This window comes from Bacteroidota bacterium (assembly GCA_016715425.1).
Classification (GTDB): domain Bacteria; phylum Bacteroidota; class Bacteroidia; order Chitinophagales; family BACL12; genus JADKAC01.
In genome coordinates this window covers 606,945-633,719 of sequence record JADKAC010000005.1, presented here as the reverse complement: position 1 = coordinate 633,719, position 26,775 = coordinate 606,945, and the positions used below count along the sequence as shown (strand labels likewise).

33 protein-coding genes are annotated in these 26,775 nt (G+C 33.5%); 26 read left to right on the top strand and 7 right to left on the bottom strand.

What is annotated here, in order from left to right:
* Positions 1–3: 3 nt before the first annotated feature.
* From IPN31_08590 to IPN31_08570, 5 genes are read right to left on the bottom strand one after another with little or no spacing between them, the layout of a single operon-like run.
* Positions 4–288 (bottom strand): hypothetical protein, encoded by a 285-nt coding sequence (locus IPN31_08590; GenBank protein ID MBK8681946.1) that lies wholly within the window; start codon positions 286–288, stop codon positions 4–6.
* Positions 285–572, bottom strand: coding sequence for a hypothetical protein (locus IPN31_08585; GenBank protein MBK8681945.1), 288 nt, complete (start codon positions 570–572; stop codon positions 285–287). The genes IPN31_08590 and IPN31_08585 overlap by 4 nt, the downstream gene beginning before the upstream one ends.
* A gap of 27 nt (positions 573–599) precedes the next feature.
* Positions 600–1,226: a DUF481 domain-containing protein gene (locus tag IPN31_08580; GenBank protein MBK8681944.1), complete on the bottom strand. Its 627-nt coding sequence runs from the start codon at positions 1,224–1,226 to the stop codon at positions 600–602.
* Positions 1,227–1,234: 8 nt separating this feature from the next.
* Complete coding sequence (locus IPN31_08575; GenBank protein ID MBK8681943.1) at positions 1,235–1,627, bottom strand: hypothetical protein; 393 nt, start codon at positions 1,625–1,627, stop codon at positions 1,235–1,237.
* 54 nt (positions 1,628–1,681) lie between these two features.
* A complete protein-coding gene (locus IPN31_08570; protein ID MBK8681942.1) occupies positions 1,682–3,709 on the bottom strand; it encodes a M13 family metallopeptidase in 2,028 nt (675 codons plus the stop codon).
* A gap of 854 nt (positions 3,710–4,563) precedes the next feature.
* On the opposite strand from IPN31_08570, the gene IPN31_08565 reads away from it, so the two are divergent.
* The 26 genes from IPN31_08565 to IPN31_08440 all read left to right on the top strand — a co-directional run bounded on the left by IPN31_08565 (position 4,564) and on the right by IPN31_08440 (position 24,560).
* Positions 4,564–4,749 (top strand): hypothetical protein, encoded by a 186-nt coding sequence (locus IPN31_08565; GenBank protein MBK8681941.1) that lies wholly within the window; start codon positions 4,564–4,566, stop codon positions 4,747–4,749.
* Between the two features lie 20 nt (positions 4,750–4,769).
* Positions 4,770–5,633: a tyrosine-type recombinase/integrase gene (locus tag IPN31_08560; protein MBK8681940.1), complete on the top strand. Its 864-nt coding sequence runs from the start codon at positions 4,770–4,772 to the stop codon at positions 5,631–5,633.
* Positions 5,634–5,643: 10 nt separating this feature from the next.
* Positions 5,644–6,660: a hypothetical protein gene (locus tag IPN31_08555; GenBank protein ID MBK8681939.1), complete on the top strand. Its 1,017-nt coding sequence runs from the start codon at positions 5,644–5,646 to the stop codon at positions 6,658–6,660.
* A 175-nt stretch (positions 6,661–6,835) separates the two neighbouring features.
* On the top strand, positions 6,836–7,408 hold the full coding sequence (locus IPN31_08550; GenBank protein ID MBK8681938.1) for a hypothetical protein: 573 nt from the start codon (positions 6,836–6,838) through the stop codon (positions 7,406–7,408).
* A gap of 165 nt (positions 7,409–7,573) precedes the next feature.
* Complete coding sequence (locus IPN31_08545; GenBank protein ID MBK8681937.1) at positions 7,574–8,536, top strand: RHS repeat-associated core domain-containing protein; 963 nt, start codon at positions 7,574–7,576, stop codon at positions 8,534–8,536.
* 94 nt (positions 8,537–8,630) lie between these two features.
* Complete coding sequence (locus IPN31_08540) at positions 8,631–9,434, top strand: hypothetical protein (GenBank protein MBK8681936.1); 804 nt, start codon at positions 8,631–8,633, stop codon at positions 9,432–9,434.
* Between the two features lie 141 nt (positions 9,435–9,575).
* On the top strand, positions 9,576–10,517 hold the full coding sequence (locus IPN31_08535; protein ID MBK8681935.1) for a hypothetical protein: 942 nt from the start codon (positions 9,576–9,578) through the stop codon (positions 10,515–10,517).
* 56 nt (positions 10,518–10,573) lie between these two features.
* A complete protein-coding gene (locus IPN31_08530; protein MBK8681934.1) occupies positions 10,574–10,996 on the top strand; it encodes a hypothetical protein in 423 nt (140 codons plus the stop codon).
* A 199-nt stretch (positions 10,997–11,195) separates the two neighbouring features.
* Complete coding sequence (locus IPN31_08525; protein MBK8681933.1) at positions 11,196–12,059, top strand: RHS repeat-associated core domain-containing protein; 864 nt, start codon at positions 11,196–11,198, stop codon at positions 12,057–12,059.
* A 73-nt stretch (positions 12,060–12,132) separates the two neighbouring features.
* Complete coding sequence (locus IPN31_08520) at positions 12,133–12,897, top strand: hypothetical protein (GenBank protein MBK8681932.1); 765 nt, start codon at positions 12,133–12,135, stop codon at positions 12,895–12,897.
* Positions 12,898–13,115: 218 nt separating this feature from the next.
* The gene (locus IPN31_08515) at positions 13,116–14,066 is read left to right on the top strand and encodes a hypothetical protein (protein ID MBK8681931.1); all 951 of its coding nucleotides are present in this window, start codon (positions 13,116–13,118) and stop codon (positions 14,064–14,066) included.
* A complete protein-coding gene (locus tag IPN31_08510; protein ID MBK8681930.1) occupies positions 14,063–14,335 on the top strand; it encodes a hypothetical protein in 273 nt (90 codons plus the stop codon). The genes IPN31_08515 and IPN31_08510 overlap by 4 nt, the downstream gene beginning before the upstream one ends.
* Positions 14,325–14,522, top strand: a complete 198-nt coding sequence (locus IPN31_08505; protein ID MBK8681929.1) for a hypothetical protein — start codon at positions 14,325–14,327, stop codon at positions 14,520–14,522. The genes IPN31_08510 and IPN31_08505 overlap by 11 nt, the downstream gene beginning before the upstream one ends.
* An 83-nt stretch (positions 14,523–14,605) precedes the next feature.
* Positions 14,606–15,358, top strand: coding sequence for a hypothetical protein (locus tag IPN31_08500; GenBank protein ID MBK8681928.1), 753 nt, complete (start codon positions 14,606–14,608; stop codon positions 15,356–15,358).
* Positions 15,359–15,368: 10 nt separating this feature from the next.
* Positions 15,369–15,587, top strand: coding sequence for a hypothetical protein (locus IPN31_08495; protein ID MBK8681927.1), 219 nt, complete (start codon positions 15,369–15,371; stop codon positions 15,585–15,587).
* Positions 15,588–15,593: 6 nt separating this feature from the next.
* Complete coding sequence (locus IPN31_08490; protein MBK8681926.1) at positions 15,594–16,007, top strand: hypothetical protein; 414 nt, start codon at positions 15,594–15,596, stop codon at positions 16,005–16,007.
* Positions 16,008–16,111: 104 nt separating this feature from the next.
* The gene (locus IPN31_08485; protein MBK8681925.1) at positions 16,112–17,107 is read left to right on the top strand and encodes an RHS repeat-associated core domain-containing protein; all 996 of its coding nucleotides are present in this window, start codon (positions 16,112–16,114) and stop codon (positions 17,105–17,107) included.
* A 38-nt stretch (positions 17,108–17,145) separates the two neighbouring features.
* Positions 17,146–17,655, top strand: a complete 510-nt coding sequence (locus IPN31_08480; protein MBK8681924.1) for a hypothetical protein — start codon at positions 17,146–17,148, stop codon at positions 17,653–17,655.
* 181 nt (positions 17,656–17,836) lie between these two features.
* Positions 17,837–18,679, top strand: coding sequence for a hypothetical protein (locus IPN31_08475; protein ID MBK8681923.1), 843 nt, complete (start codon positions 17,837–17,839; stop codon positions 18,677–18,679).
* 9 nt (positions 18,680–18,688) lie between these two features.
* Positions 18,689–19,246 carry a hypothetical protein gene (locus IPN31_08470; GenBank protein ID MBK8681922.1) on the top strand — a complete coding sequence of 186 codons (558 nt, stop codon included), beginning with the start codon at positions 18,689–18,691 and terminating at the stop codon, positions 19,244–19,246.
* A 193-nt stretch (positions 19,247–19,439) separates the two neighbouring features.
* Positions 19,440–20,546, top strand: coding sequence for a hypothetical protein (locus IPN31_08465; GenBank protein ID MBK8681921.1), 1,107 nt, complete (start codon positions 19,440–19,442; stop codon positions 20,544–20,546).
* Positions 20,547–20,567: 21 nt separating this feature from the next.
* Entirely contained in the window at positions 20,568–21,053 is a 486-nt protein-coding gene (locus IPN31_08460; GenBank protein MBK8681920.1) for a hypothetical protein, read from the top strand.
* A gap of 173 nt (positions 21,054–21,226) precedes the next feature.
* The gene (locus tag IPN31_08455; GenBank protein ID MBK8681919.1) at positions 21,227–22,213 is read left to right on the top strand and encodes an RHS repeat-associated core domain-containing protein; all 987 of its coding nucleotides are present in this window, start codon (positions 21,227–21,229) and stop codon (positions 22,211–22,213) included.
* Positions 22,214–22,223: 10 nt separating this feature from the next.
* Complete coding sequence (locus tag IPN31_08450; protein MBK8681918.1) at positions 22,224–22,784, top strand: hypothetical protein; 561 nt, start codon at positions 22,224–22,226, stop codon at positions 22,782–22,784.
* A gap of 256 nt (positions 22,785–23,040) precedes the next feature.
* On the top strand, positions 23,041–24,093 hold the full coding sequence (locus tag IPN31_08445) for a hypothetical protein (GenBank protein MBK8681917.1): 1,053 nt from the start codon (positions 23,041–23,043) through the stop codon (positions 24,091–24,093).
* 68 nt (positions 24,094–24,161) lie between these two features.
* The gene (locus IPN31_08440; GenBank protein MBK8681916.1) at positions 24,162–24,560 is read left to right on the top strand and encodes a hypothetical protein; all 399 of its coding nucleotides are present in this window, start codon (positions 24,162–24,164) and stop codon (positions 24,558–24,560) included.
* 737 nt (positions 24,561–25,297) lie between these two features.
* Here IPN31_08440 and IPN31_08435 read toward each other — a convergent pair.
* Positions 25,298–26,260 carry an RHS repeat-associated core domain-containing protein gene (locus tag IPN31_08435; protein ID MBK8681915.1) on the bottom strand — a complete coding sequence of 321 codons (963 nt, stop codon included), beginning with the start codon at positions 26,258–26,260 and terminating at the stop codon, positions 25,298–25,300.
* A gap of 8 nt (positions 26,261–26,268) precedes the next feature.
* Positions 26,269–26,775: a hypothetical protein gene (locus tag IPN31_08430; GenBank protein ID MBK8681914.1), complete on the bottom strand. Its 507-nt coding sequence runs from the start codon at positions 26,773–26,775 to the stop codon at positions 26,269–26,271.

The following is a 26,775-nucleotide window of genomic DNA, read 5'->3' as shown; positions in this document are numbered from 1 at the left end:
TGTTTACTTCTTTACAGAAATAGGAAGTTTATCAATAATAAATTTCGAGGCACGTTCTACATCCGTATCCATATCAGTACTCATAGAAACTGTTTGAGAAGCCCATCCACGCCATAGTAATTTTGAATTTATAGGATCCCACATTTCGATAACAAGCATACCTTCATTACTGGTTACTTCACGTACATCACTCTGATAAATAGGCGCAGAAAAACCGCCATAATAATAAGGACCGCCAAAACCCACACCAGCATATACATCAGGACCATCCTGAACATATTCTTTCACTTGCGTAATTTGTGTATCAAAACAAACACTACTTGAGGATTTAATGTATCTAATACCATCCCTTTTGTGAGTAATGCATTTGTTGCAGTTTTTAATATAACAGGTGCATAAATTTTATCATCATATCTGTGTGCTCCGTCAGCATCTACCGGGTTTACCCAAGCGAAAGATTTAATTCCACTATAATCAACTCCTTTAGGTTTCATGGAATCTACATACACGGTGGAACAGGAAAACAGTGTACTTACAAAAAGCACTACTAGACTTACTTTTAAAATATTCATAACTTATAATTTCGACAAATTTAAATACTAAAAACTAATACTCACACCAGTGTTTATACCATAGTCAGTTTTACTGGTTGCAGCAGAAGAAGGATCGGAGTCATAATTGAGATATCCTGAAAGGGATAAATACAAATCTTTAATAAGTTCGTATCTGAATGTAATGTTTTGATCAAATCGCATTCTCCAACTTTGACTTGGAATCGTTGTAAAAACATTATCAATAGATAATTGCAAAGTATGCTTATTGTATAAGTATAAATTATAACTTAAGCCAACCGGATACTGCATTAAAAAATCAGAAACTGTTCCTTCCAAATCTTTTTCTTTTAATGCATTAATTAATACATACGCTTGTAAATTTTGAATTCTTGATTTATATAAATAATTCCCAACACCAAATCCTAAAGTATAACGATGATCCAATCCCAACTCAACAGATTTATAAAAAGTGAACATAGCGATATAGTTTATATGCTTATTCGCTTCGTACAATCCTGTTAAATTATTGGATGCACGTTCAGTAATATAATCTCCATCATTATTAGAGCCATTTGCAGAAAATTTATTGGAGATAAAATAATTACGAGCATAATATGTCAGGTCAACATTTCCATTTCCACTCAAATAATTATTCGCTTTGGTATAACTCATACCGGCAGTTATACTTCCACGAAATCTATTGAAAAAGAAGTACGAATAGAAGTGAGTTGAGAAATACTATCTATTCTGATAGCGAATGTATCATCCAGATTATAAAACCTGCTGTAACCCGGAGGGGCAAGTGTATCTAACCAACCATAATAACTTTCACTGTTTAATAATTCCATTGAAATAGCATTCACATCCGACTTAATGCTTTTAATATCTTTCAATTTAATATTGATGATGCCTGTTTTTTTTCCATCAAAGCGCAAGCGGGCTGCTTCCACATGAATTACTTTTCCATTGTAGATATCACCATTAAATAAATACAAGACATCTTGCGCAAGACATGTATTCAAATGCGAAAAAAATAATCCGGTGAAGAAACAAAAACAAAGAAGTATGCGCATGGCACAAATGTAATAGTAAAAAAAAATCCCGCTCGAAAGCGGGATGAGAATAATTTACCAGATCATTGCTCTTTGATCTTCCGGTTTATAAAGCTTATCACCTTCTTTAATTCCAAATGCAGCATACCATTCAGGCATATTGGTTAAGGTACCATTTACTCGCCATTTGCCTGGGCTATGTGGATTTGTAAGCAATTGTGTGCGCATTGATTCTTCTCTGTATGCACCCGCCCAAATTCTTGCAAAGCCAATAAAAAATCGTTGTGATGGTGTGAATCCATCTATAGATGTTTCTGATTTATATTCGTCTGTTCTTTTAAATGCATTATAAGCAACAGTGAGTCCACCGAAGTCTGCAATATTTTCACCCAAAGTCAACATACCATCAATGCAAACACTATCTAATGGACAATAAGAATTGAATTGCGTTACCACAACATTCGCTCTGTCTTTAAAACGAGAATCATCATCACTAGTCCACCATTGTTTTAAATTTCCTTCTGCATCAAACTGACGACCTTGATCATCAAAACCATGTGTTATTTCATGACCTATTACTGCACCGATGCCACCATAATTTAAAGCATCATCTGCATTCGGATCAAAGAATGGTGGTTGCAATATTGCCGCAGGAAAAACAATTTCATTATTGGATGGATTGTAATATGCATTCACCGTTTGCGGACTCATACCCCACTCTGTTTTATCTACCGGTTTTCCAATTTTATCCATATTGCGTTTCGATTCAAATTGGTTAGCACGAATTACATTTAATACATAAGGACCTCTGTCAATTTCCAATGTGGAATAATCTCTCCACTTATCAGGATAACCAATTTTAATTGCAATCGCATCTAATTTTTGGTGAGCCATCAGTTTGGTACTATCGCTCATCCATTCCAATTGATCAATACGTTCGCTTAATGAAGCACGCAAATCTTCAATCATTACTTTCATGCGTTCTTTACTCTCCGGACTAAAAGCTACTTTCACATATTCCTGACCTAAAGCTTCTCCTAATCCATTATTTGCTTCTTGAACAACACGTTTCCATCTCGGTTTCATTTCCTGTACACCACCTAATTTTTTCTGATAGAAATCAAAATTTTCGGCAACGAAATCGCCGCTTAAATAACCGGCTGCAAAATTCAATAAATGAAATTGCATATAAGTTTTCCAATCATTTAGCGGAACCGATTTCATCAATGCATTTACCTGAGTAAAAAATGCAGGTTGCGCAACATTTAATGAAGTAAATTCAGGTGCTTTTATTTCAGTGAAATATAAATTCCAATTAATAGCAGGTGCTAATACATTTAAATCTTCCTTCGTCATTTTATTATAAATCGCATAAGGATCACGCATATCAACACGGCGCATTGAAGCTTCAGCAAGTTGTGTTTCCAACTGCATAATCATTTCTGCATTTTTCTTTGCAACTTCACTATCCACTCCTGAAAGTTTAAAGAGATTTGCAATATGCTGCACATAATCTTTGCGCAGTTGTTCGCTTTTCGCATCAGGGCGCACATAATAATCACGGTCGGGCATGCCTAATCCACCTTGCCATAATTCCAAAATTTGTTCAGAGCTATTCATTGCATCCTGACTTACCCAATTGCTGAAAATTGGAAAGTTATACATGCCATGCATTTCAGCAGCAACTTTAATTAAATCATCAGAAGTTTCAATTGCATCAATTTTAGCAATATAGGGTTTCAATGGTTCCATACCTGCCTGTTCAATTGCAACAGTATCCATTCCGCTAAACCAAAAGTCACCTACTTTTTGAGCATTGCTACCCTTTTCACTTTTTGCAGCGGCAGCATCTTCCATCACTTTATGTAAGGTAGTATTACTCAATTCATCTAATGCATCAAACGAAGCAAAGCGACTTTTATCCGCAGGAATAGGATGCGATGCAATCCATTTTGCATTTACATATTCATAGAAATCATCACCCGGATTAAATGTAGTGTCGAGTGAACCCGGATCAAAGGCTGTATAAACAGTTTCCTTTTCATTTTTACAAGAGGTTAAAATACTGGCAACTATTGCCAACAGAAAAATACTTTTTTGCATTACTATAATTTTTTTTTGGTCTGCAAAGTTAACCCTCAAGATAGAGAACATTGGTTAAGGGTTGTTAAATGCAGTTGACAATTGACAGTGGACTTTGAGCAAGGACCATTGACTATTGACTATTGACTATTGACCATTGACCATTGACTATTGACTATTGACTTTGACAAAAAAAGTTTCGGGTTTCGAGTTTCAGGTTAAAAAATTATCGTTCGGCTTTTAGTTACTGATTACTCATTATTGATTTTTTTTATTCACCATTCACTATTCACTATTCACTATTCGGCTATTAGCTATTGGCCTTTAGCGATTGGCGAAAAGAACCACTGACTATTCACTTAGACTATTGACTTTGACTTTGACAAAAAAAGTTTCGGGTTTCTAGTTTCAGGTTAAAAAATTATCGTTCGGCTTTTAGTTACTGATTACTCATTATTGATTTTTTTTATTCACCATTCACTATTCACTATTCACTATTCGGCTATTAGCTATTGGCCTTTAGCGATTGGCGAAAAGAACCACTGACTATTCACTTAGACTATTGACTTTGACTTTGACAAAAAAGTTTCGGGTTTCGAGTTTCAGGTTAAAAAATTATCGTTCGACTTTTAGTTACTGATTACTCATTATTGATTTTTTTTATTCACCATTCACTATTCACTATTCACTAAAAAACTCCTTATTAATTATTCATCATTGATCATTCATCACTGATTTTTTTTATTCACCATTCACTATTCACTATTCACTAAAAAACTCATTACTGATCATTTCATTCAACATTCACCATTCCCATTCTCAAATATTTTTAATTTCATTTCCTTATTAAATTTTCCTAAACAAATATTAATGCAATGAAAAATGAATTTGAATTAATACAACTATTCAAACAATTTATTTCCGATTCTGAAACGGGTAAACGATTAAAAAAAGATGGATCAAAAATTCGTAAAGGAACAATTGATCAATATAAAGTTGTACTTGGAGAAACAATCAGGTTTCAAGAAAAGGAAGGGATTCGTTTACGAATTTTAGTCTGATCCGAAGCAATAAAAGAGTATTGAAATCTGAGCGATTGTATTGGAATCGTTTCTATAAAAAATATTCAACTCATCTTTATTCTTCAGGTTGTTTTGATAATTATGTCGGACTTCATTTTAAAATCATTAAAACTTTTTTTAATTATCTGAATACTGAAAAATTAATTTTTACAGGAAATTTCCAAAAAAACTTTTATGTACGAAAAGAGAGTGTGCCCATAATTGTAGTATCACCTGAACAATTACAATTTCTAATTAACGATATTGAATTTGAAAAATCCCTTCCTGTGTATTTACAATATACCAAAGACACTTTTGTGTTTGGTTGTACAGTAGGATTAAGATTTTCTGATTTAATGTCGCTCACCAAAACAAATGTTGAAGGCACTTCACTATCTTATTATTTGAATGTCCGATCCGGTAAAACTTCCGTTGATACTCGTATTAAATTACCAGAATATGCTGTGGCAATTTTAAAAAAGTACAGAGGTAGAAAACAACTATTACCTCAAGTAAGTAACAACCGCCTGAATGAGAATATTAAAGAATTATGTTTGAAAGCAGGTTGGTGCCAAGAAGTAGGCAAGAAAAGGGAAAAACATGGAATCATAAAGAACTTGAACAAAAATGGAAAGGCATATCGCTTCTGCGATCTTGTATCCACCCACACCATGAGACGAACAGCGATAACTACGCTTTTAAGTTTAGGTATGCCGGAAACAATGGTAAGAAAAATATCAGGGCATGCTGCAAACAGTCCCGAGTTTTATCGCTATGTTAATTATGCGCAACAATTTATTGATGCTGAGCTAGACCGCATTTATCAAGAAATTTTACCTTCTAAAAATAGCCCTGAAATTGCAAAAACGACACATTCTAACTAATTTTATTTCCTTGAAACAATTAGGACACATAAGGCTTTTAGATGGTTTACCTCCTTATCCCTTTGGGATGTTAACGCCGGGAAGAAATTGGAGCGCTGGAAGTGAATACAGGTTTGGGTTTAACGGCAAAGAGAGTGATGCAGAAACTTATGGAGATGGAAATGCTTATGACTTTGGAGCAAGGATTTATGATGCGAGATTGGGCAGGTGGATGAAGGTGGATCCTTTACAGTTTATTTTTCCATTTATAAGCCCATACAATTTTTCTGCTAATTCACCTCTAATTTTTTATGATATGGATGGAAGAAAAATTCAAATCATAGGGGACAAAGATTATCGCAAGCAAGTGAAAGCTGCATTAAAGCAATTAGCAGCTAATTCCAATTCTGGGCGGGAAATGATTAAGCAAGCAATTAAAGCTGATCAAACTTTGGTAATTTCTCTTTATTCTTCAGAACGAGGAATTGAGGTGTTTAACAAAGGAGGTCACATTGCTAAATTAAATTGGAACCCTAAAGTAGCGGATAACCCCTTGCCATCTAAAGATTCTGACGGTAAGAATCCATTAGAAAGTCCTGCTGCAATTACTATGGCTCATGAATTATTTCATTTTGTTAGTTGGACAAATAATAATTCCACTAACTCATTCATTGATGAAAATAATCCATTAATACTTGTAAAGAATGAATATGGGCAAGATTTTTATCTACCAAATACAATTCCTGACGGCGAGGTTGGTGCTGTAGATTTTGAAAATATTGTTCGGGCAGAAATGGGTTATGGACTTCGGTATCTCTATAATGGAATGGAAGTTTTTAATAAAGAAATTTCTAAAAATCCCAAACAATATGATATCAATGGTATAAAGTTTCAAGGTTATTATTTAATTGATAAAGTTAATCCTACTGATTATAATAAGCATTCTAAATCAAATACCACATTAAATAATGAGGAATTAAATGATTTTGAAGATCAGTTTAATCATAAGGGCAGTAACCAAGTATTAACTATAGAAGAGAAAGAATGATATAAAATAAATGTTTAAACGGCATTTATTTTATTTAGGTAAGGAGTATATCATCTTAAATAAAATTAACTATGTATAAGTTATATATTAAAATTAGAATCATCTGATAAGTATACTTTGTTATTCCCCGCAATTTAAATTATATCTTATAATTCACAATATAAATTAATTAAAGTTGAAAAATTTTATAATTCTACAATTAAAGGGATCTAAATTTTATATAATTTTTATATGTATATTTTTTTATGGTTGCAATAATAGATCTATAAATTTTGTGAATTTCCGAGCTATAAATGTTGAATTGTGGAATAAAGAAACAAAATCCTCATATAGAGATATAATTGATGAATGCCATGCAAATGATTATATAATGTATCCAATATATAATCAAATATTTCATGATCATGTTCGTGAAAGCGTCTGGCCTGTTCTATGCTTGTTAGTAGATTTTCGTAAGCCTCACAAGGTGCTCATAGTAGAAAAAGGTAGCTCTAATTTCGATTATTATCAAATAATAATTCTATTTGATACTGAGGAAACATATTATTCCTTAGACGTTAATAAAGATAAAATTATCTTTGAAACCCAATATATAGAAAACCTGAAACCTATGTATTCTGCGTGGGATGCCGTGGGCTGTAACTTCGATAGTATGGAAGAATTTAGGTATACTGCAGTTTATACTTTATTTGAGAATAATAATGACGGTGAAGTGGTGATTAAAACTCGTGCTTTAGGTTTATTTTAACTATGTATCTTCAGAGAATTTTCTTAGTTTCTAAGGGTTCTAAACTCAAATAAAAAATTAATACTATTGTTTAAACCCTGCGTAAATTTCATTACTAATTATTATAAATTTATTTACCATAATTTTCAAAATAAATAATACCAATTCTATCTTTAAATTTATAAAATGAAACAATCCATTTCTCCATCACAACATCCACATCCCTTTGGGATGTTAACGCCGGGAAGAAATTGGAGTGCCGGAAGTGAATGCAGGTTTGGGTTTAACGGCAAAGAGAGCGATGAAGAAACGTATGGTGAAGGGAATATTTATGATTATGGTTTTAGGATATATAACCCTAGGTTAGGTAAGTTTTTAAGTGTTGATCCTTTGACAAAAAAATATGCTTATTTAACTCCTTATCAATTTGCAAGCAACACACCTATTAGTGGAGTTGATTTAGATGGATTAGAATTCTTTTATGCTGCTGATGGTATATTTTTAGGTAGAACAGGAACAAACCAAGAAGTTCGTATTTTAAATAATAATGATGTAAGTAATGATGTAGCAATTCAGGGTATTAAAAATTTTAACTCTGGACAAATAGATGAAAACGTTTGGTATGAAAAGATTTCCAGTGATACTAAAAGTTTAGGAATTGATCATAGTGGATTTATTAAAAAATCTTCTACAGTATATGGAGAAAGTTCTCATGTATTCGGAATTAACAGTAGAGAAGAAGTATTTGCAATAGCAAGTGTTCATGAAAGAAATAGCCTTGCTTATGGTGCAAGCAGTGAGCAAGCCGAAATTTTTAGAAATACATCCAATGAAGGTAGAAATGGAACATTTATGCAAACAGCTAATTCTGCTGTAATAAATTCCTTAACTGGCGGTTTTGATTATAGCTATGGTGCAACTCAATGGGACGGTCAAGAGCAATCTGAATTTGATGAAAGTGAAAATAGAGGTTCTGTGCTTTATGGAAAAAGACAAATATCAATTGAGCTTCATATGAATACACAGGGTTGGCGAATTTCAGATGAGCATTATGCTTCATGGAAAGCAGCAGTGGGGAATAAATTCAAAGCACCGCAAGAAAATATGCTACAGGTAATTATAAAGGATATACAAATAAGGATAAGATAAGTTTAATATCCACCGCACAATATGGCAAAACAATTTATTGGAAGACTCTTGAGGGTAATCAGAGAATTAATAAACCTGAAAAACAGGAATAATTATGTTCAGTAAGATTTTAATCTGTTTGATAACATGTGCCTTTTCTATCAAATTTGTTGATGGGCAAACGCCAACTAAACATGAACCAAATATTATTATTGAATTTTGGGAAGAAATTAATAATAAAGTAAAAGTTTTTGATAAATACTATTTTGATAATAATAATTATCTCATTTCATATGTAAGCATAGATCCATACAAAATTAATTGCAATTTGATTGATTCTATAGTTTTTATTAATGATTACATGGGAAATTGTATAAAGCAAATTGAATACTTGCCAGATACCATTGGTGTAAGTGTTTGTCGCACGTTATTAAGGGAACAAAATATTATACAATATGTCTATAACGATGAAGGAGACCTTGTAGATATGAGTGGTACATTTGAAACTTTTCAAGTATATAAAAGGTATTATTTAGAAGTCGACATTCAGGACTCATTGAATTTATTGAATTTAGAATTAGTGGATATTAATACTGTAATAAAAAATGCTAATATCTCTGAAAATGAATTCAAAACAATAATGGGGAAAAAAGTTTTAATAAAAAGATATGAAGGAGATTTTGTGTCATCTATTTTAACTCAATACAATATTCCTCAAAACACAAAATTTAAATCGATGAGTATATGTTTATTTGAGAACAGATTGATAATGGACAAATTTATATTAGATGGGTATATTGTAACAAGACAGTATGAATATGATAAAGGAAGATTGATAAAAAGAATAACCATAACTGTAAAACCTGATAGTGGTATAACAGAAGTTATTAAGCAAGGCTTTGCAGTAAAAAAAATATAACCTTGAAAAATAACTTCACTTCTGTTTCCTCACAGTCCCCATTCTGCAGGTTTATCTTATGAACCTTATGGGTTTTCCTAAGAGTATCTGCGCAATAACATAACAGTTAAAACCTTTTGAGAATTTTAATACATTTATACAGTGAAATCGGTAATACAAAATGATATAAAACGCTATGATCCCTTTGGGATGTTAACGCCGGGAAGAGATTGGAGTGCTGGAAGTGAATACAGGTTTGGGTTTAACGGAATGGAAGGTGATCCCGATCTTACAAGTAGTGGCAATCATTATACTACATTATGGAGACAGTACGATCCTCGGCTTGGGTGTTGGATGTCCACCGAACCTAAGCCCGTGGCATGGGAAAGTCTATATGCTTCCTTTAGAAACAACCCAATTTATTATTCCGACCCCAATGGTGATTGGGTTAAGGGTGCGGGATTTTTCAGAAACCTTTTTAACTCTGACGATAAGATAGATGCAGAGAATAAAGCTGCAAAAATTGGGGGTGATGCACAGGCTTATAAAAATGAAGAAGGTGGTTGGAATGTTAGTTATACCGAAGGAGAAATGGTTGACTTAGGGGATGGTGAAATGCTTCTGAAGACACTTTCTATTGAAAATTTTGATAAGCACTCCAAATCGAAAAATGCGCAAAATGGGGGTGTATTCTCTGGCGAAGCTGGGAATTGGTTAGCCTCAGGAAGTTTTGTAACTGGGGCAGCAGCTAATCAAGCCGATAAGATTCTTGTAAGAAATTATCACGGGTACAATCAAAAATCTATTATAAGAACTCTTAAACCCTTTCCGAATTTACGTGTGTCAACTTCTACACTTAAAACTACATCTAGCGTTTTAAAAGTTGCAGGACCTTTAGCAGGAGCTGCTGGACTATATTTGACTTATGATCAATATGGCAGTGGTGAAATTTCAGGAACACAAGCGAAAGTGGATGTTGTTTTTGGTGTAATAGGTTTCTTTGGATTACCTGGCGCAGCAATTAGTGTTGCGTATTTTGGAGGAAAAGCAGCATATGAATATTTTTCCGGTGAACCAGTGTTTGATAAACCGGAAGGTTATTAGTTATGAAGGTTTATTATTATTTACTCTTTACAATTTATCGGTTTTATAAGGATCGAATGAAAGAGACTCAATTACTATTGTATTATACTTCGGTGGTTAGTTCAGTTTTAATTGGCTTTAATCTTTTGGCAATATATACATTAATAAATTATTATGATTTAGTAGAAACAATACGAAATGAGTTTATAGTTTTATCAGTAGGTTTATTATTAGGAGTATTGAATCACTTCCTAATTGTGAGGAAAGAAAAGTTCCTAAAATGTGGTTTTAAAAAGTCTATAGGCGGGGGCTTGACTGTGATAATGTACATTTTAATTACGGCTACTTTAACAATAACTGTAGCTAATCTAAACCGAGCAAAATTAGAAGATGAACGATTAGCAATTCCACTTAAGACGGAAAAGGTACAGAAGCAAAAAGATGAGAAACCAAATTCTTTAGAAGGAAGAATACGAAAATGGTTTAAAGAAACCTTTTAGTATAGAAATTATTCAGTTTCGGGAATGTTCTAACTAATACAAAAAATAAATAATACTATTGAACCCCTGCGTAATTTTCCTCACTAATTATTTTAAATTCATTTGCCATAATTTTCAAATTAAATAATTCCAAATCAAACATTACATTTATAAGATGAACCCATCCAATATTTTACCCACACATCCACATCCATTTGGGATGTTAACGCCGGGAAGAAATTGGAGTGCTGGAAGTGAGTATAGGTTTGGTTTTAACGGCAAAGAGAGTGATTCAGAAACGTCTGGAGAAGGAAATATTTATGATTATGGTTTTAGGATTTATAATCCACGGTTAGGAAAATTTTTGAGTGTTGATCCATTAACACAATCATACCCTTGGTATACTCCTTATCAGTTTGCGGGGAATAAACCTATTGCCGCCATAGATTTAGATGGTTTGGAAGAAAATATTCAAATATCATTAAATTATGATTTACTGAAAGGAAATACACAAATAAAAAAAGATCAGTATAATCATAAATTTAAAAATGAGGGATTTTTAGGATCAGGGACACTTTTTGTTGATGCTAATTTTATTCAACAAGGAGAAAATCAATTTAGTATTTCCATTGTGCATTCATATGCTGAAGTTAATACAAAAGATCAGTTTGAAAGTTTTCAAATTCTTAATTATTTTGAATTTAACGTGAATAAAGATGAAGCATTAGCTTTCAGAGAGTTTTTAAAAAACTTTCGCAATTATAACAATTTGGATTTAGACAATATGAGCCTCATTGAAGAGTGGTTAGTAGTTAATTCTGATCAACCACAACTCGTAGAATTGGCGGAAGCATTTAGTGGTCCTCAAAGTGCCTGGTCAAATCGACAGGAAGAATCGAATAAAAAACATTCATCAGGAGTATTTGATAGGGATATTAGTTTTATCGGTAGTAAGGATACTACATATTCCACAAACGATAAAGGTGATACTACAAACTTCCGGGTGCCAGGAAAAAAAGGAAGTCGAAGTGAAGGAGCTTTTATGGAATATAAATACAAGGCCAAAAATGAAGTAAATGAATAATAGATATTATATTCTCTTCATTATTTTATTTATAAGTTGTAGAGTCAAGGAAAATTGTTTTCATATTTCTGCAATGGATAATTCATATAAAATTGATTCATTGTTTTGTAACGATCAACTAATGATGATAACAACTAACTATTTTGATTCAATACCTGATAGTGTAGTTCAGGTATATTCCTCTGATAGAAAACTAGAAAGTACCACAAGATATTTTATGGGTAAACTACATGGATTACAAGAATACTATTATAATAGTGGCTACCTTATGCAATCAAGTTATTTTGAATTAGGTAAAAAGTCAGTTGAAGAAATAGAGTACTTCGAAAACTTATGGGAATATCCTGATTTAATATTGAATCAAGAACCTGAATGGGCTAAGAATCTCGATAGTGGTTCTGTATATAAGGTTCTTAGACCAAAAAGACATACACTATTTTTAAATGGTGAACCAGAATTTGAAATGACATTTAATGCTGAAGGATTCTTGCAATCTATACATGGTCAACCAATTTTAATTAATAAGATTAATGATACACTTTATTATATAGAGAAAATTGAATTGTATTACTCTAATTACTCTGTTGATGTCTATAAAATGGATGGAATGGGTATCATTCAAGGAATCGAAGAAGTTGAGAATGGATATGAGTTTAGCAGATTAAGAAACGCTCAAAAATGGTTTGGATTTTCAATTCAATCATTTGATGATAAGAAATACAATGGTAATACTATCTATACAATTTATGATAATGGAGTCATTAACAGAAAGTATGAAATTATCGGAGAAAAAAATGGCAAAAAAAATATATTCGAAAAAATTATTGATAAATTATGATTAGTAAAGTATCTGTTTGTATTTGACTTAAAAAATATAATGATAATCAGTTTAGGCTAACTTAATCTAAACCAGCTTTATGTTTCAGCAGAGTTCTAACCACAAATAAAAAATAAATTATAGTGTTTAAACCCTGCGTAATTTTCCTCACTAATTATTGTTAGTTCATTGGCTGTAATTTCAATTAAATATTCCAATTCTATCTTTAAATTTATAGAATGAAGCCAACCACTTTTTCACCCTCACCTCACTATCCCTTTGGGATGTTAACGCCGGGGAGAAATTGGAGCGCCGAAAGTGAGTACAGGTTTGGGTTTAACGGTGTAGAGAACGATTCAAACATTAAAGGCAATGGAAATCATATTTCTACATTTTGGAGACAGTATGATACTCGACTTGCACGTTGGATGTCTCCCGAGCCTAAATCAGTAGCATGGGAGAGCGTATATGCTTCCTTTAGAAACAACCCAATTTATTATTCCGACCCCAATGGTGATTGGGTTAAGGGTGCGGGATTTTTCAGAAACCTTTTTAACTCTGACGATAAGATAGATGCAGAGAATAAAGCTGCAAAAATTGGGGGTGATGCACAGGCTTATAAAAATGAAGAAGGTGGTTGGAATGTTAGTTATACCGAAGGAGAAATGGTTGACTTAGGGGATGGTGAAATGATTCTGAAGACACTTTCTATTGAAAATTTTGATAAGCACTCCAAATCGAAAAATGCGCAAAGTAGCGGGGGTTCTTGGAGAGACAATGTTCAAACAGGATTGGACGTTGCAGGAATTGCAGACCCAACGGGCGTTGTAGATGGTGTAAATGCTTTAATTTATGCAAGCAGGGGACAATGGAGCAATGCGGGGATTAGTGCGTTAGCCATCATACCCTATATTGGTGATTTAGGGAAAGCTGAAAGATTAGGAGCGAAGACACTACAACTAACTTCTAAAGCTCGAACGGCAGAAAAAGGACTTGAAATAGGAGGAAGATTTTTAGGTACTGGCTATAAGGAAATTGTCCCAGGTGTTTTTAGGTCTTCAGATGGGTTACGTCAATTTAGAATGACCGATGCTGATATATTACATTCATCACCACATTTTAATTTTGAAATATTTTCTCCAAATAATTTCAATAAACCAATTAAAAATTATCACATGCCAATAAGATGATAAAAGAAAAATACATAGCAAAAATACCATACGAATGCGCCTCAGACGAGCAGGTCTGGCTTGAAATCTATCCTCACATTCATAAAGGTGAAATAGTAGGATACTATTTAAACACTTATATAGATTTAAGTCAGGACTCAACTTCTGACACATGGTTTAAAGAATTAGAACATGCTAAACAAGCTGCTTTAGAAGACTATGGCATTGTAGAATCTGACTGGATAAAAGATGAAGCTAACAGCGAAAATATAGGAAGAAATGATAGATGACGAGAAACAATATCTCGTTATTGAATTAGATGAAAGCGACACAAAAGGCGTTTTTCTTTTTCTGCATAAATCATTAGATGAGCCATGTGAAGCAGATTTATGGTTTGCAGATATTGAAGGAGCAAAACGACAAGCTAAGTTTAATTATGGGATAGAGATTGACGATTGGCAAACATTAGAACTTTAAGCAAAGGCACTTAAAGGGGCGAGATTGTTTAAACACTGCATAATTTTCATAATTAAATTCAAATCCATCTTTAAATTTATTAGATGAACCCAACCAATATTTCACCCTCACATCATCATCCCTTTGGGATGTTAACGCCAGGCAGAAATTGGAGCGCTGGAAGTGAATACAGGTTTGGGTTTAACGGTAAAGAAAGTGATATCGAAACGTATGGGGAAGGAAATGCTTATGATTATAGTTTTAGAATTTATAATCCAAGGCTAGGAAAGTTTTTAAGTGTGGATCCATTGGCCGACCATTTTCCTTTTCAATCTACATATAATGCTTTTAATAATAACCCTATATTTTTTATTGATCCTGATGGTAGAGCTGCTAAACAGCCTGATGAATTTGAAAAGAATAGAAATAAGATAAGTGATTTAGGGGGAGATAAAATTGATTTTTTCCATCAAGAAAATGGAGATACTAAAATTGTAGATAGAGCATCAGGAAGTTCAAACACTATTAGGGGAGGTGAGTCTTTAATTAAAGGATATACTCAAAGGGATAAAAATACAAGTTGGGGAACACTATTTAAAGAATGGGATTCTGGAACCGGATCAGAAAACAGTTTGCTCTCGGATTTTGATAATTCTACTACGGGAGTTTTTGGTTCCTTTGATAATCCTTTTTCGACATACACATCCAAAGCTAGGGCTGCGGTTGTGTCTGAAGGCAAAGCCAAGGGACCTGTGGATTTTAATTATAATGAGATAAATCCATTTACAGCAGGATTTAATGGATGGGAACAATTTATTGGAAGGGCTAATTTATCTTATTATAAATTAGAGAGATAAAACACTCTTTATGATGAACGATTCTAAATCTATGACATCTTTTGCATATAGGTCATTACCAAGTTGGAATAGGTCAACATTTAAATTAAACGGAACTACCCATCAGACTTATATATGGACAGAAACAAATATAGAAGTTGAAAATAAAGCCACACAAAAATCAAATTATATCCATAACCAATATCAAAAAATATTGAGAGAATCACAAAATTTAACAGGACCTGAATAATAAAAGATGAAATCAGTTTATTCCATTTTTACAGTACTATTTCTGATATCTTGTGTATATAGATTTACAGAACAAGAAATACTAGGAATTTATACCCCTGTTGATTATAAAAATTGCTTCGATACGATAGTGCTTAAAGAAAATGGTGTGTACGATAGAAAAGTTTATGACATAAAAAAACATTTAGTTTTGGATATGAGTGGTAAGTGGAATTTTAAAAAGGGACAAAGTAATGTAATTGAGTTTAGTTCATATTTTCATAATTTGGATAGGGATTTGATCAAGTTTCCTGAACTTGCTATAGACACAATTGGTAGTTGGTCTCATACGATAGAACGAAGTAAGGGAAAGATAGAGTTTTGTGTAGGATATTATTCAGCAGATTTACCGAATCAAAATTGTTATCGAAAGCAAGAATAAATTAAAAGGTCAAATAATGAATAGTGTTTTTAACAATTGACTGGAATCTAACTAACTAAAATATCCATCATTAAACATACTTTCCTAAATGGTAATTTTAGATTATGAAACCATACATTTTTACACTTCCACATCCCTATCCCTTTGGGATGTTAACGCCAGGAAGAAATTGGAGCAGCGGAAGTGAATACAGGTTTGGGTTTAACGGCAAAGAAAGCGATACAGAAACGTATGGAGATGGAAATTCTTATGATTTTGGAGAGAGGATTTATGATGCGAGATTGGGAAGGTGGATGAGTGTAGATCCTATGTCTGGAAAGTACGCAAATTTATCCCCCTATGTATATACTGCTAATAACCCAATACTGTATATTGACAGAAACGGCAAAGATTACGAGGTTTATGTGGACCATAACGCTCGTACTATTATTGTAAAAGCCACATTTTACTATCCTGAATCGGACCTTAAATCACAACAAACTGCTACCCAAGCGGTAATTGCTATTAAGAGGCAAGTCAATGGTAAATTTATATATGAAGTTGAACAGGCTGATGGGACGGTAATTGACTACGATATTGAATTTGATCTACAAGCCAAGCCTTCTAATCGAATTGATTATAGTGGGACATATGGTGATGATTATAACTCTGAAACAGGAGAAATTTCGTTTACAGGTGAACGTTCATACGCAAATACGTTAATAGTTGAGCCTCATGAAGCTATTCAATTGGAAGCACCCATTGGAGTAATTTGGTATGGACATACTGATGTAAATTCTGAAGTTCATGTTAGTGACAGAATTGGCCTTAGTACCACTATACATGAAATGGGACATGCTTTCGGAGTTCAACATACAACTTTTGGAGCTATGCAACAGCTGGATGTTGCGAAACAAACAGGCTTAGACAGATTACCTGAATATACTGATGCTATAATTCAACAAATATTATTTAACGTTGGGCTGGGCACTTCTCCTTCTGAAAATGAGGGCGGTGAAATTATGTCAGAAAGAGGATATTCCAGAGGTGACCATTCTATAATGGCAACTGAAGGAGATGCCCCTGATAATTTCAAACACGGCAAAGTTGTAAATAAATAGGAAACATGAAAGGTATATTTCTATTTCATTTGATTCTAATGAACTTTCAAATTTGGAGCCAAGTTGATGCGCAGGGAGGGAAAGACGTCTTTTATATACTTGATACTTTGAGAGTTGACAATACTTATCTTATTAAATTTTCAACACCTGAAGGCAGTGGCAACATTTACATTTTCGACAGTTCGTTGGAGGATATTGACAGCATTTTAGAAAGTCATGATTGGGATTTCAATAAATTAATAGATGATGGATATTATGTAAAGTTAACGGGAGAGCTTTGGTCTTTTATTTCGAATTCTTCTAATTTAGACAAACAAATAAATTTAGAAAAATATTATACTAATTCAAATGAAGCTTATGAGTTTGAGATAGTGAAGGAGGTTTTGGAACAAGGAAATAGAATTCAAGTGTTGGCATTTAAATGTAATTGCTATTTAATCGCTTTAATTAGCCAACATTATTATAATAGAAGGGTAAATTCTGATATTACATTAATCGGTGGAGATATGAAATTTATTAGAATTGTATTTCCAATTCTTTGTAATTGAGTTTCAATTTTTTATTGCTCGAATAAAATTTTTGTTTCCGCAGAGCTCTTACCTCCTTAAAAAAATAAAAGAAAGGTGAAACAATGCGGATTTAAATAATTCTATTCTTTATCCAAAATATATAGTAGATTTAATAAATGAACCCATCCATTTTTACACATCACATCACAATCCCTTTGGGATGTTAACGCCGGGGAGAAATTGGAGTGCCGGAAGTGAGTACAGGTTTGGGTTTAATGGAAAAGAGAGTGATGCAGAAACGTATGGAGAAGGAAATGCTTATGACTTTGGTGCAAGGATATATGATTCAAGGTTAGGGAGGTGGATGAGTGTTGACCCGGAAGCAGTTTTATATCCAGGCTTTAGTTCTTATCACTTTGTTAGAAATAACCCGATTTTAAGAATTGACCCCTCAGGTAAATGGGATATTACTGTTCATGCTTATAAGGATAGAACAAAGTACGGATATGGTATTGCAATTGTAACTGATAGACATGGAAATGAGGTTATGCGATTCAAAGTTCGATTAGAGGGAACAGCAGGTAGTGATAGAATGGTTAAAAACTCCGATACTCCTCTAGGCACTTATGACATTCCTGATAATAATCCATGGATTTCAGGGGGTGATAGGAACTCTTATGGTCCTAATCCCCGGCTTGCTCTAATTCCTGAATCAGGTGAAATTAAAGATAGCAATAGAGATTTAATACGAATACACGGTGGCCGTCAAGAAACCTATAATAGGGAAACCGGAGAATGGGAACCAGTGGACGATCCAACCTTGAAAAAGACTCATGGATGCATGCGTTGCTATGATGATGATATTAAGACTCTGAAAGAAGTAACAGACCAGTTAGAAGCTAATGATGCAAATGAATTTGGCGGCAAATTAAAGATAGTGGATGATTTGGAAGAAAAAGATGGAGAGTATTTAATACCTGCAAAGACTAATTCATCCACTAATTCAATTGAGGAAAAACAAAAAGATACAGCTACTCCCGGAGATGATTTACACAATGAATAAATAATGGATATGAATCTAATAAATCTTTTAGCCGTCATTTTGCTAATTACACTTTGTGTTAACAAAGGCATAATAGATCAATCAAATGAGGTAGCTATAATCCATAATAACAACGATTTTATAGCTTGCGAAGAGTCTAAGAATGTTGAAGACTACTTAACTGATATTATTAGTAATCCTAACAAATTTGTAATGGGGGTTGCTGATACATGTGTCCTTGCCTTGATGGATAGCCTTTGCTCTCAATCAATCAGACATACAGATGAACGATATTTTATAGCATTAGGTGCCATATGCCGTATTAGTGATGGTTATGTATCAGAGCATTTAATGACTATAGCAGTGAAGCAATATTATTATAACTTGAACCGCTTACTATCCTATGTTTATCAAGATAGCTGTTTTCGACAACATGTAGTACTAGGTTTAAGCATGGAAGTATCCGTTGGCGGAAACAAAACTATGGATATGATAAAAAACCATGCAGGAGAGACAGAACTTTCTGTAGAGAAGAGAAAGCTCCTTGATGAAATATTGTCCGAAATTAACCCAGAGATTTTTGATTAAATGACTTTTTTTGTTCCAGCAGGGTTCTAAACACAAATAAAAAATAATAAAACAGTTTAAACCCTGCGTAATTTTCAGTACTATTTTTAGTTGCCTACTTTTTGAAATTTTCAATTATATAATTTCAATTCTATTTTTACATTTATAAAATGAACCAACCACTTTATCACCTCAGCATCCACATCCCTTTGGGATGTTAACGCCGGGAAGAAATTGGAATGCGGGAAGTGGTGATGGGTATAGCTTTGGGTATCAAGGAAGTTTAAGAGATGGAGAAATAAACGATAATAATTACAGCACTTTTTATCGTGAATTAGATGCAAGAATTTCCAGATGGTGGAGTATTGACTCAAAAAAATCTGCAAGCGAAAGTCCTTACGCAACAAATCATAATAATCCAATTAAATATAGTGATCCAAAAGGTGACTGGCCACCGGGTAGTGATGGAAGCGGCGTATATGGGCAAGTTGGCTTACAACTTAATTTAGGAGGAAAATCCTCGTCGAATATGCGAGTTAGTGCATCAGTGGGAGGCAATGCTACATTCGGTGGAATACAAGGTGATTTTAGTGCATCGCTCAATTTTAATTTAGGCGGTATAGGCTCTAATCAGGGGAATACAGGTAATCCGCAACCTATCATGGATTTTAATGTAAGTGGCGGAATAACAGGAGGTCTCGGAAGTGCACCCGGGCTGACGATGAACATCTTTCATAATCTATCTGGTAATAATGTTACATCAAGTTATGCGGCTTCAGCGAGTGTAGGTATAACACAAACATTTAGTTCAATGGGTGGAAGCCAGCCCGGCAGAAATCAAACAACAGGATATGCTTATGTAAGGGGAGGGCCAGTTAGTTTAGGCACCTATAATGATCTATTTTCTGAATATGCAGGCTCGCCCCAAAACGATTCATATTATACCGGAGGATTTGAAATACAAGGTCAGTTCAATGAATTTAATAAATTAACTGTTGGCTATGATGCGTTTACCGGGTTAAGACCTGATGGTAAAAAATCATATATAGGAGGTGATAAAAATTTATATTATTCACAGCCTACCACCGAGCAGCAATACAATAATGGCCAAACCTCGATTCGTTTAACAACTCAATCTTATGTTATAGGTATTAATCATGTTGGTAATGGTGCAATTAATGGGCAATGGTTACAGAATTTAATACATGATAACTGGAAAGGTGAGGATGCAGGTTGTAAATGTTCAGATCCTATTCCAAGATTTTTAAACACATCAGGATCAACCCTTCAGTTAAACCTTGGTTTAGGTCAAAGATGGTAACTATAATTAAACATAAAAGGTATGAGACTTGTAATTATTTTATTAATATTATCTTCATTCGCTGCATGCAGTATATTAAATCAACCGAGAGATTATACATATGCAAAAGATCCAATTAGTCTTTATGATTACAATCAATTACAAAATAACACGATAGATACTAATTCATATTATTATAATGTTTCATGGTTAATTGTAGGTAGTGATGGTAAGACATCAGTCAGTATTGTTGAAGATTCAGTATATCATATTCTTCTGTTTTTAATTAATGGTCAATTACGATGGTTAAATTTAGACCACAAGCCCTCTTATTCAGAAGCAATGACCAGTGCGTATGCAGAATACCATTATTACAAAATAGAAGATGGAATTTTGAAATTAGAAATATACGCTGATGGAATGAATGGTTTTGATTATTGGAAGGGGAAGATTTATGAAGACTCGCTGGTTTTTTTTAGGATTAATAATGTTAAACAGCACTTGGTTTATTTAAAGGTAAAGGAATGAGTTGATATAATTATATTAACTCATTTCAAATCCCCTTCAGCTTCGCCGCTTAAATCAACCCATCAATGGTATAAAAAATATATTCCTGGTCGTGGGTATTTAATTTTGAATATTATGAATTCTCGTGGGGATTTAATTAATATATGATTCAATATTATTTTTAAATTTATATAATGAACCCATCTAAATTTTCACCCTCACATCACTATCCCTTTGGGATGTTAACGCCAGGGAGAAATTGGAGCGCTGGAAGTGAATACAGGTTTGGGTTTAATGGCAAAGAGAAAGTAGATGAGATAAGTGGAAGCGGAAAACATTTTGATTTTGGCGAACGTGGATATGACCCACGCATAGGGCAATGGTGGTCAATTGACCCAAAATTTGCACTACAACCGGGTTGGTCGTCTTATAAGTTTGGGTTAAATAATCCTATAATATTTATTGACCCCGAAGGAGAAACAGAGTTTTATTTTAATGGAAAGTGGATAGGAACAGACGGTGTAGATAATAATTTAGTTGCAAAAGTAACAGACCTCAAAGTAAAACGTGCCATAATTAAATCTACCAAACAAGGGTTAAACAATGAAACACAATCAATAAATAAAGCAGCCGAGTTTAAAAACGGTATGTTGCTTTTGAATAAAGACGTTTTAAGTTACTCTAATAAAATGCTGAAACTATCCTTAACCGAAAAAGGCCAAGTTGGTGAATTTGGAAACACAATGGCAAAAGACGGAGATAACTACACCCCAACAGGAGAGATAAGTTATGATGAAGGAGGAAGTACAACAATACCATTAAGAGGTGATGTTTCCCTTCATTCGCACCCAACAAGAATGTTCAAAACTGACGCAGGAATAGATTATTATTCTTCTGCAAGTGAACCATCAATGGATGAACCAGGAAGACCCCAAGATGAAAGTGCTTTTAAAAATTTTGAAACTAATATTATTGTGGGGAAAAATGGAGATGTGGTCAAAAGGAAAGACCCAAATACTCAAAGAACTTATTTTGATGAAAGTGGTCGTTACTCTGCTATTATCGTTTTTGATAAAAACACAAATAAGGTAGGTACAATTGGCGGAGGAGAAGCAGATAAAATGATTGAGGGAGATAGGGGAAGTTTGGGTAAAAAATTTGATAAAAAACAATCCCCATAAAAACAACTTTATGTTCTTTCATACGATAAGATTATTGTTTATTGTTTTACTCGGTTTACTGATAACAAGTTCAAATAATCTTGTTTTCAGTCAAAACCAAATAACGCTTAAAATTGAGTTTTCAGGCGATCAAAATCAAGTAAATGAAACAAAAAAAATACTTAGCAAGTACGATATTTATTTTGTTCTTTCTGATGATGAACAAATAAAAAGTAGTTACAACAAGGACAGTCTTTTGATAATTGAAAATATATCCGTTGAACAATTGGAAAGAATTAAAAGTCAGAAATTCCCTTTAGTTAAACTTCAAAACAAAAGGCACTGTTTTTATTCTCTACTTTCTACTAATTTTTTTAATTCGAGTACAATTAGAAATTTAATCATTTATAGAATTCCTAAGGATAAACGCATAATAGGGTTATTTACCGTTAGCTTAAAATCAAAAGAGTTGGCGAGTAAACTATCTTACACAAGAAACGGGCTAAGTATAAGCCAGCCAATATCTATGATACCTTGTTCAAAATACAAAGGGGAGTATGATAATGGTTTGGACGGGGCAGAACATAGATGAGAAGAGTAATTTTTTCCTTTCCTTGTGGTTGAATACCACTCTTTCAATAAAAACTTATTTTCTTGATTTTTCGCCCTTTTTTTTTTGCGTGCCTCTTCGCAGCATTTTTTTGTTTTCCAGTTTCGCAGAGTTCTAAACTCAAAAAAAAATAAATAATACTGTTTGAACCTTGCGTAATTTTCATTACTAATTATTATAAATTCATTTGCCATAATTTTCAATTTAATAATTCAAATTCTATCTTTAAATTTATAAGATGAAACCATCCAGTTTTTCACCCTCACCTCACAATCCCATTGGGATGTTAACGCCAGGAAGAAACTGGAGCGCCGGAAGTGAATACAGGTTTGGGTTTAACGGCAAAGAGAGTGATTCAGAAACGTACGGAGAAGGAAATGCTTATGATTATGGTTTTAGAATATATAATTCACGGCTTGGTAAGTTTTTGAGTGTTGATCCATTAACAAAGCTATATGCATATTTATCTTCTTACCAATTTGCAAGTAATACTCCTATAATGGCGATAGATTTGGATGGATTGGAAGCCGTCGTAGTTTCAATTCGTCCAGCAACCTCCGCTGATCCAGCCTTGACTCAAGTCAATGTTTCTAAGATTGTCTCAAGAGCAGAACAGCCTAACTTAACTGTAACTTATAATCTCTATGATGCATCTGGTAATTTGCTTAATTCGACCACGGGGACCGGTTTTGTTCCAGGATCAGTTGAAGCTCAACTTGCAACTTCGACCAGCCCAGGTGTTAACCCACTCGATCGCATTGAGGCAGGGAGTTGGATAACTAAATCCGGTGGGCAGCGAAGTTTCTCTTCAAATGCAATTCAAGATCAAAACGCCGTAAATGATCCGGGAACGACTACCTCTCTTAACGGATTTCAATATTCATTAAATATTCATTATAATGCAGATGGCTACCAATTAAATAATAAAGATCTTGCATCTTCTAATACACCAGCGGATGTTCAAAACCAAATAGCAATGGCAAGATCAACTCTAACAAGCACAAATATTCCTGTAGTTGGTATTAATGGTATTCCTGGTACACTTGATTTATCTGTCTTTCAAAATATAACAGTTATTGGTCAAACAGATGGAGCCCCTTCTAATCATATAGCTCAAACTACTCCTAATTCCCAAGGCAATGGGAATCCCGCATTGGCTCAAGATAGAGCGAATGCAGTGGCTTCAGCAATTGGTAGTTTAAATGGAAGGGCTATTCGAACTGGTATTGTAAATAATTCAGGTAAATCAGATAAGGCCAATAGAACAGTAAATATTAATATAACTAAATAAAAATTTTAATAATGATAAGTTTCATTTCTACATTCATTTTAATATTTCTACTTTCTTTTAATTCAAATTTGAATGCGCAAGATTTAATTGTTAATACTAACATCTTAAAAGAAGATGTGGGTTCTACAGGAGGTGGGTCAGGAGTATTTAATCATTTAAATAAAATTGGATTAACATCTAGCTTTGAAGAATTTATTTGTAGTCCTAATTTAGGGGAAAGAAATTTGATCTATACAATTAGTCAACAATCTGATTTAGTATATTTTGAATCTTATTATGATTCAACTCATGTAGAAATTTTTCAACAAGGATATTACCGCCTATGTTATATAAATTGGGAGTATGGTTATTGTTGGGAAAAGGATTTAGTTTGGAATTCATTTGATCGAAATGGTAGTCTAATTAAAAAGGAATATTTTGAGAAAGGCAAGACGGTTGATACACCTAAAATGCCACAACCAAATTAAATGAATCTAAAATATTTTTGTGGAGATGGGGCTCAAAAAAATATAATACGAACATAACCCTGCGTAAATTTTACTTCGAATTTATGTTAATTCATTTGCCAAAATTATATTCTCAATAATCCCAAATCAAACTTAACATTTATAAAATGAACCCCTCCAGTTTTTCACCCCCACATCCACATCCCTTTGGGATGTTAACGCCTGGAAGAAATACCTACAGCTTAGCAAAATACTAGAATCACTATAAAAAATAATTTTTGTACGAGATACTAAGTGGACACTTGGAAAAAAGGGATTTCAACGTTTAAGATAAGTTCTCAAAAAAACATTACAGTGTTTACTATTGAAACATATTCGGCACCTGCTACGACTTTACTAAAACTGTTTCAACCCTGGTCATCTTTATATCAGGTTTATTGCACTAATCAATCATTAGTAGACGGAAAGCAAATACTAATGAAATAGCCTCTTGTTTTTAATCCAATAAAAGATTTTCAAAATCAATACAAGGACTGTTATCGGTATTAAAATTGTTATTAACCACAAAAAAGACCAGCCTGTATCAAAATGTTGCTCCCTATCTATATAATATACAAAAAACATATATCCAAACTCATAAGGCAATGTCTTTAATACTAAATTCACATACTCAGATGCCCTTTTAGGTTTGGGATTAGTCGCATAATAATTAATTCCCAATATTAAAATAGGTATGAGATAGATATAAACGAAATACATTATTTTTCCTCCTTCTTGTCTGATGTTTTGGTGTCTACGACTTTCAGATTCCTTTTTACTTCAGTCCCTCCTGTGGTTTTTACAAAATTAGTAAGTACCTCTTGCCAAGATTCTGATTGTTTTTCTCTTGCTATCCCTTCTGCAAAAGTTTTGGCTAAACCCATATCAACTTCTGACATACTGTTTATATTGAAGTTGATTTTCCCATCATATTTATCTGTTAGAGTAAACCTAATCAACCCCTTTTCAATATGACCTTCCATAGTAACAAAAGTGGCGGACATTGAACCATCTTTTTCTGCCATCTCTATAACTTTAATATAACCACTTGCAAAAGGAGCATCAATATCGACTTTAATATAGCTACCGACTTTAAATTGAGAAGGCTTTCCTTCTGCATCAACAGGGGAATGGAATGTTGCTTTAGAATTTGAAAGAAGTTGCGCAGGTGAATTTTTAAAATCAGATGCTAAGCTTGCATATGTCTTTTTCGAATCCTGAATTGATATACTATATTGCTGGATCTGTGCGGTTTCTTTATTTGGCAACTTTATAAATAACTCCCCTGGCTTCTTGTTACTCGCTTTAATATTCTCCCATTCTTTACCTTCTAAATCTCTGCCATCTATAGGTCTATTTTCAGCAAAAGCATAAGGAGAGTTCCAAGCAAATTCTTTTTCCAACGGATCTGTAGAGAGGAAGCGACCTAAACGTGGATCATAAACTCTAAACAAAAAGTTATAGCTATTTCCAATACCTTTTATTTCATCATCCTGCTCCTGCCCGTTAAACCCAAACCTGTATTCACTTCCGGTACTCCAATTTCTACCCGGCGTTAACATCCCAAAGGGATAGTAATCCTGAGCTTGTAAAACATCAGCTTCGTAATACTTTATTAGTCCGGTAGTACCTTGCTCTGTACCAAATCTCCTGTCTGTAATTACAGTTAATACATTACCCAAATGATTATTTAATTCATATCTCTTTTCCCAAGATTTCTTTGTGAATGTCCGTCTGAAGTTATAGTGGTTGACATATCCAATTCCTCAACCATTATTCCTAATCTACTGGAACCATAAATGTGTAGCTCACTTAAAGTTATAATATCTTCGGTTGCATCATCTATTCTTGAATAAGTGGAAAGCACATTCCCCTGTGCATCCCTCAGATAATAGGTGTATATTAATGCACTACCATCATCAACCAATTTCATTATTCGATTTCCCATCGGGTCATAAGCAAATGTAAGATCAGGACCACTTACTTTATCAATACTGCTGATTTTTCCATACACATTCCAGGTAATATTATTTATTCCTTCTGCATTATCAGAAATCAGATTTCCAATAAGATCATAAGTATAATTTCCGGTGGATTGTCCGCCTGATATATCATCGCTATAGGTGCCAGTGGCAGCATCTGTTACGTAATCTAATTGGTTGGTACCAGTTATATAATTATAAGTTAAATCATCCAT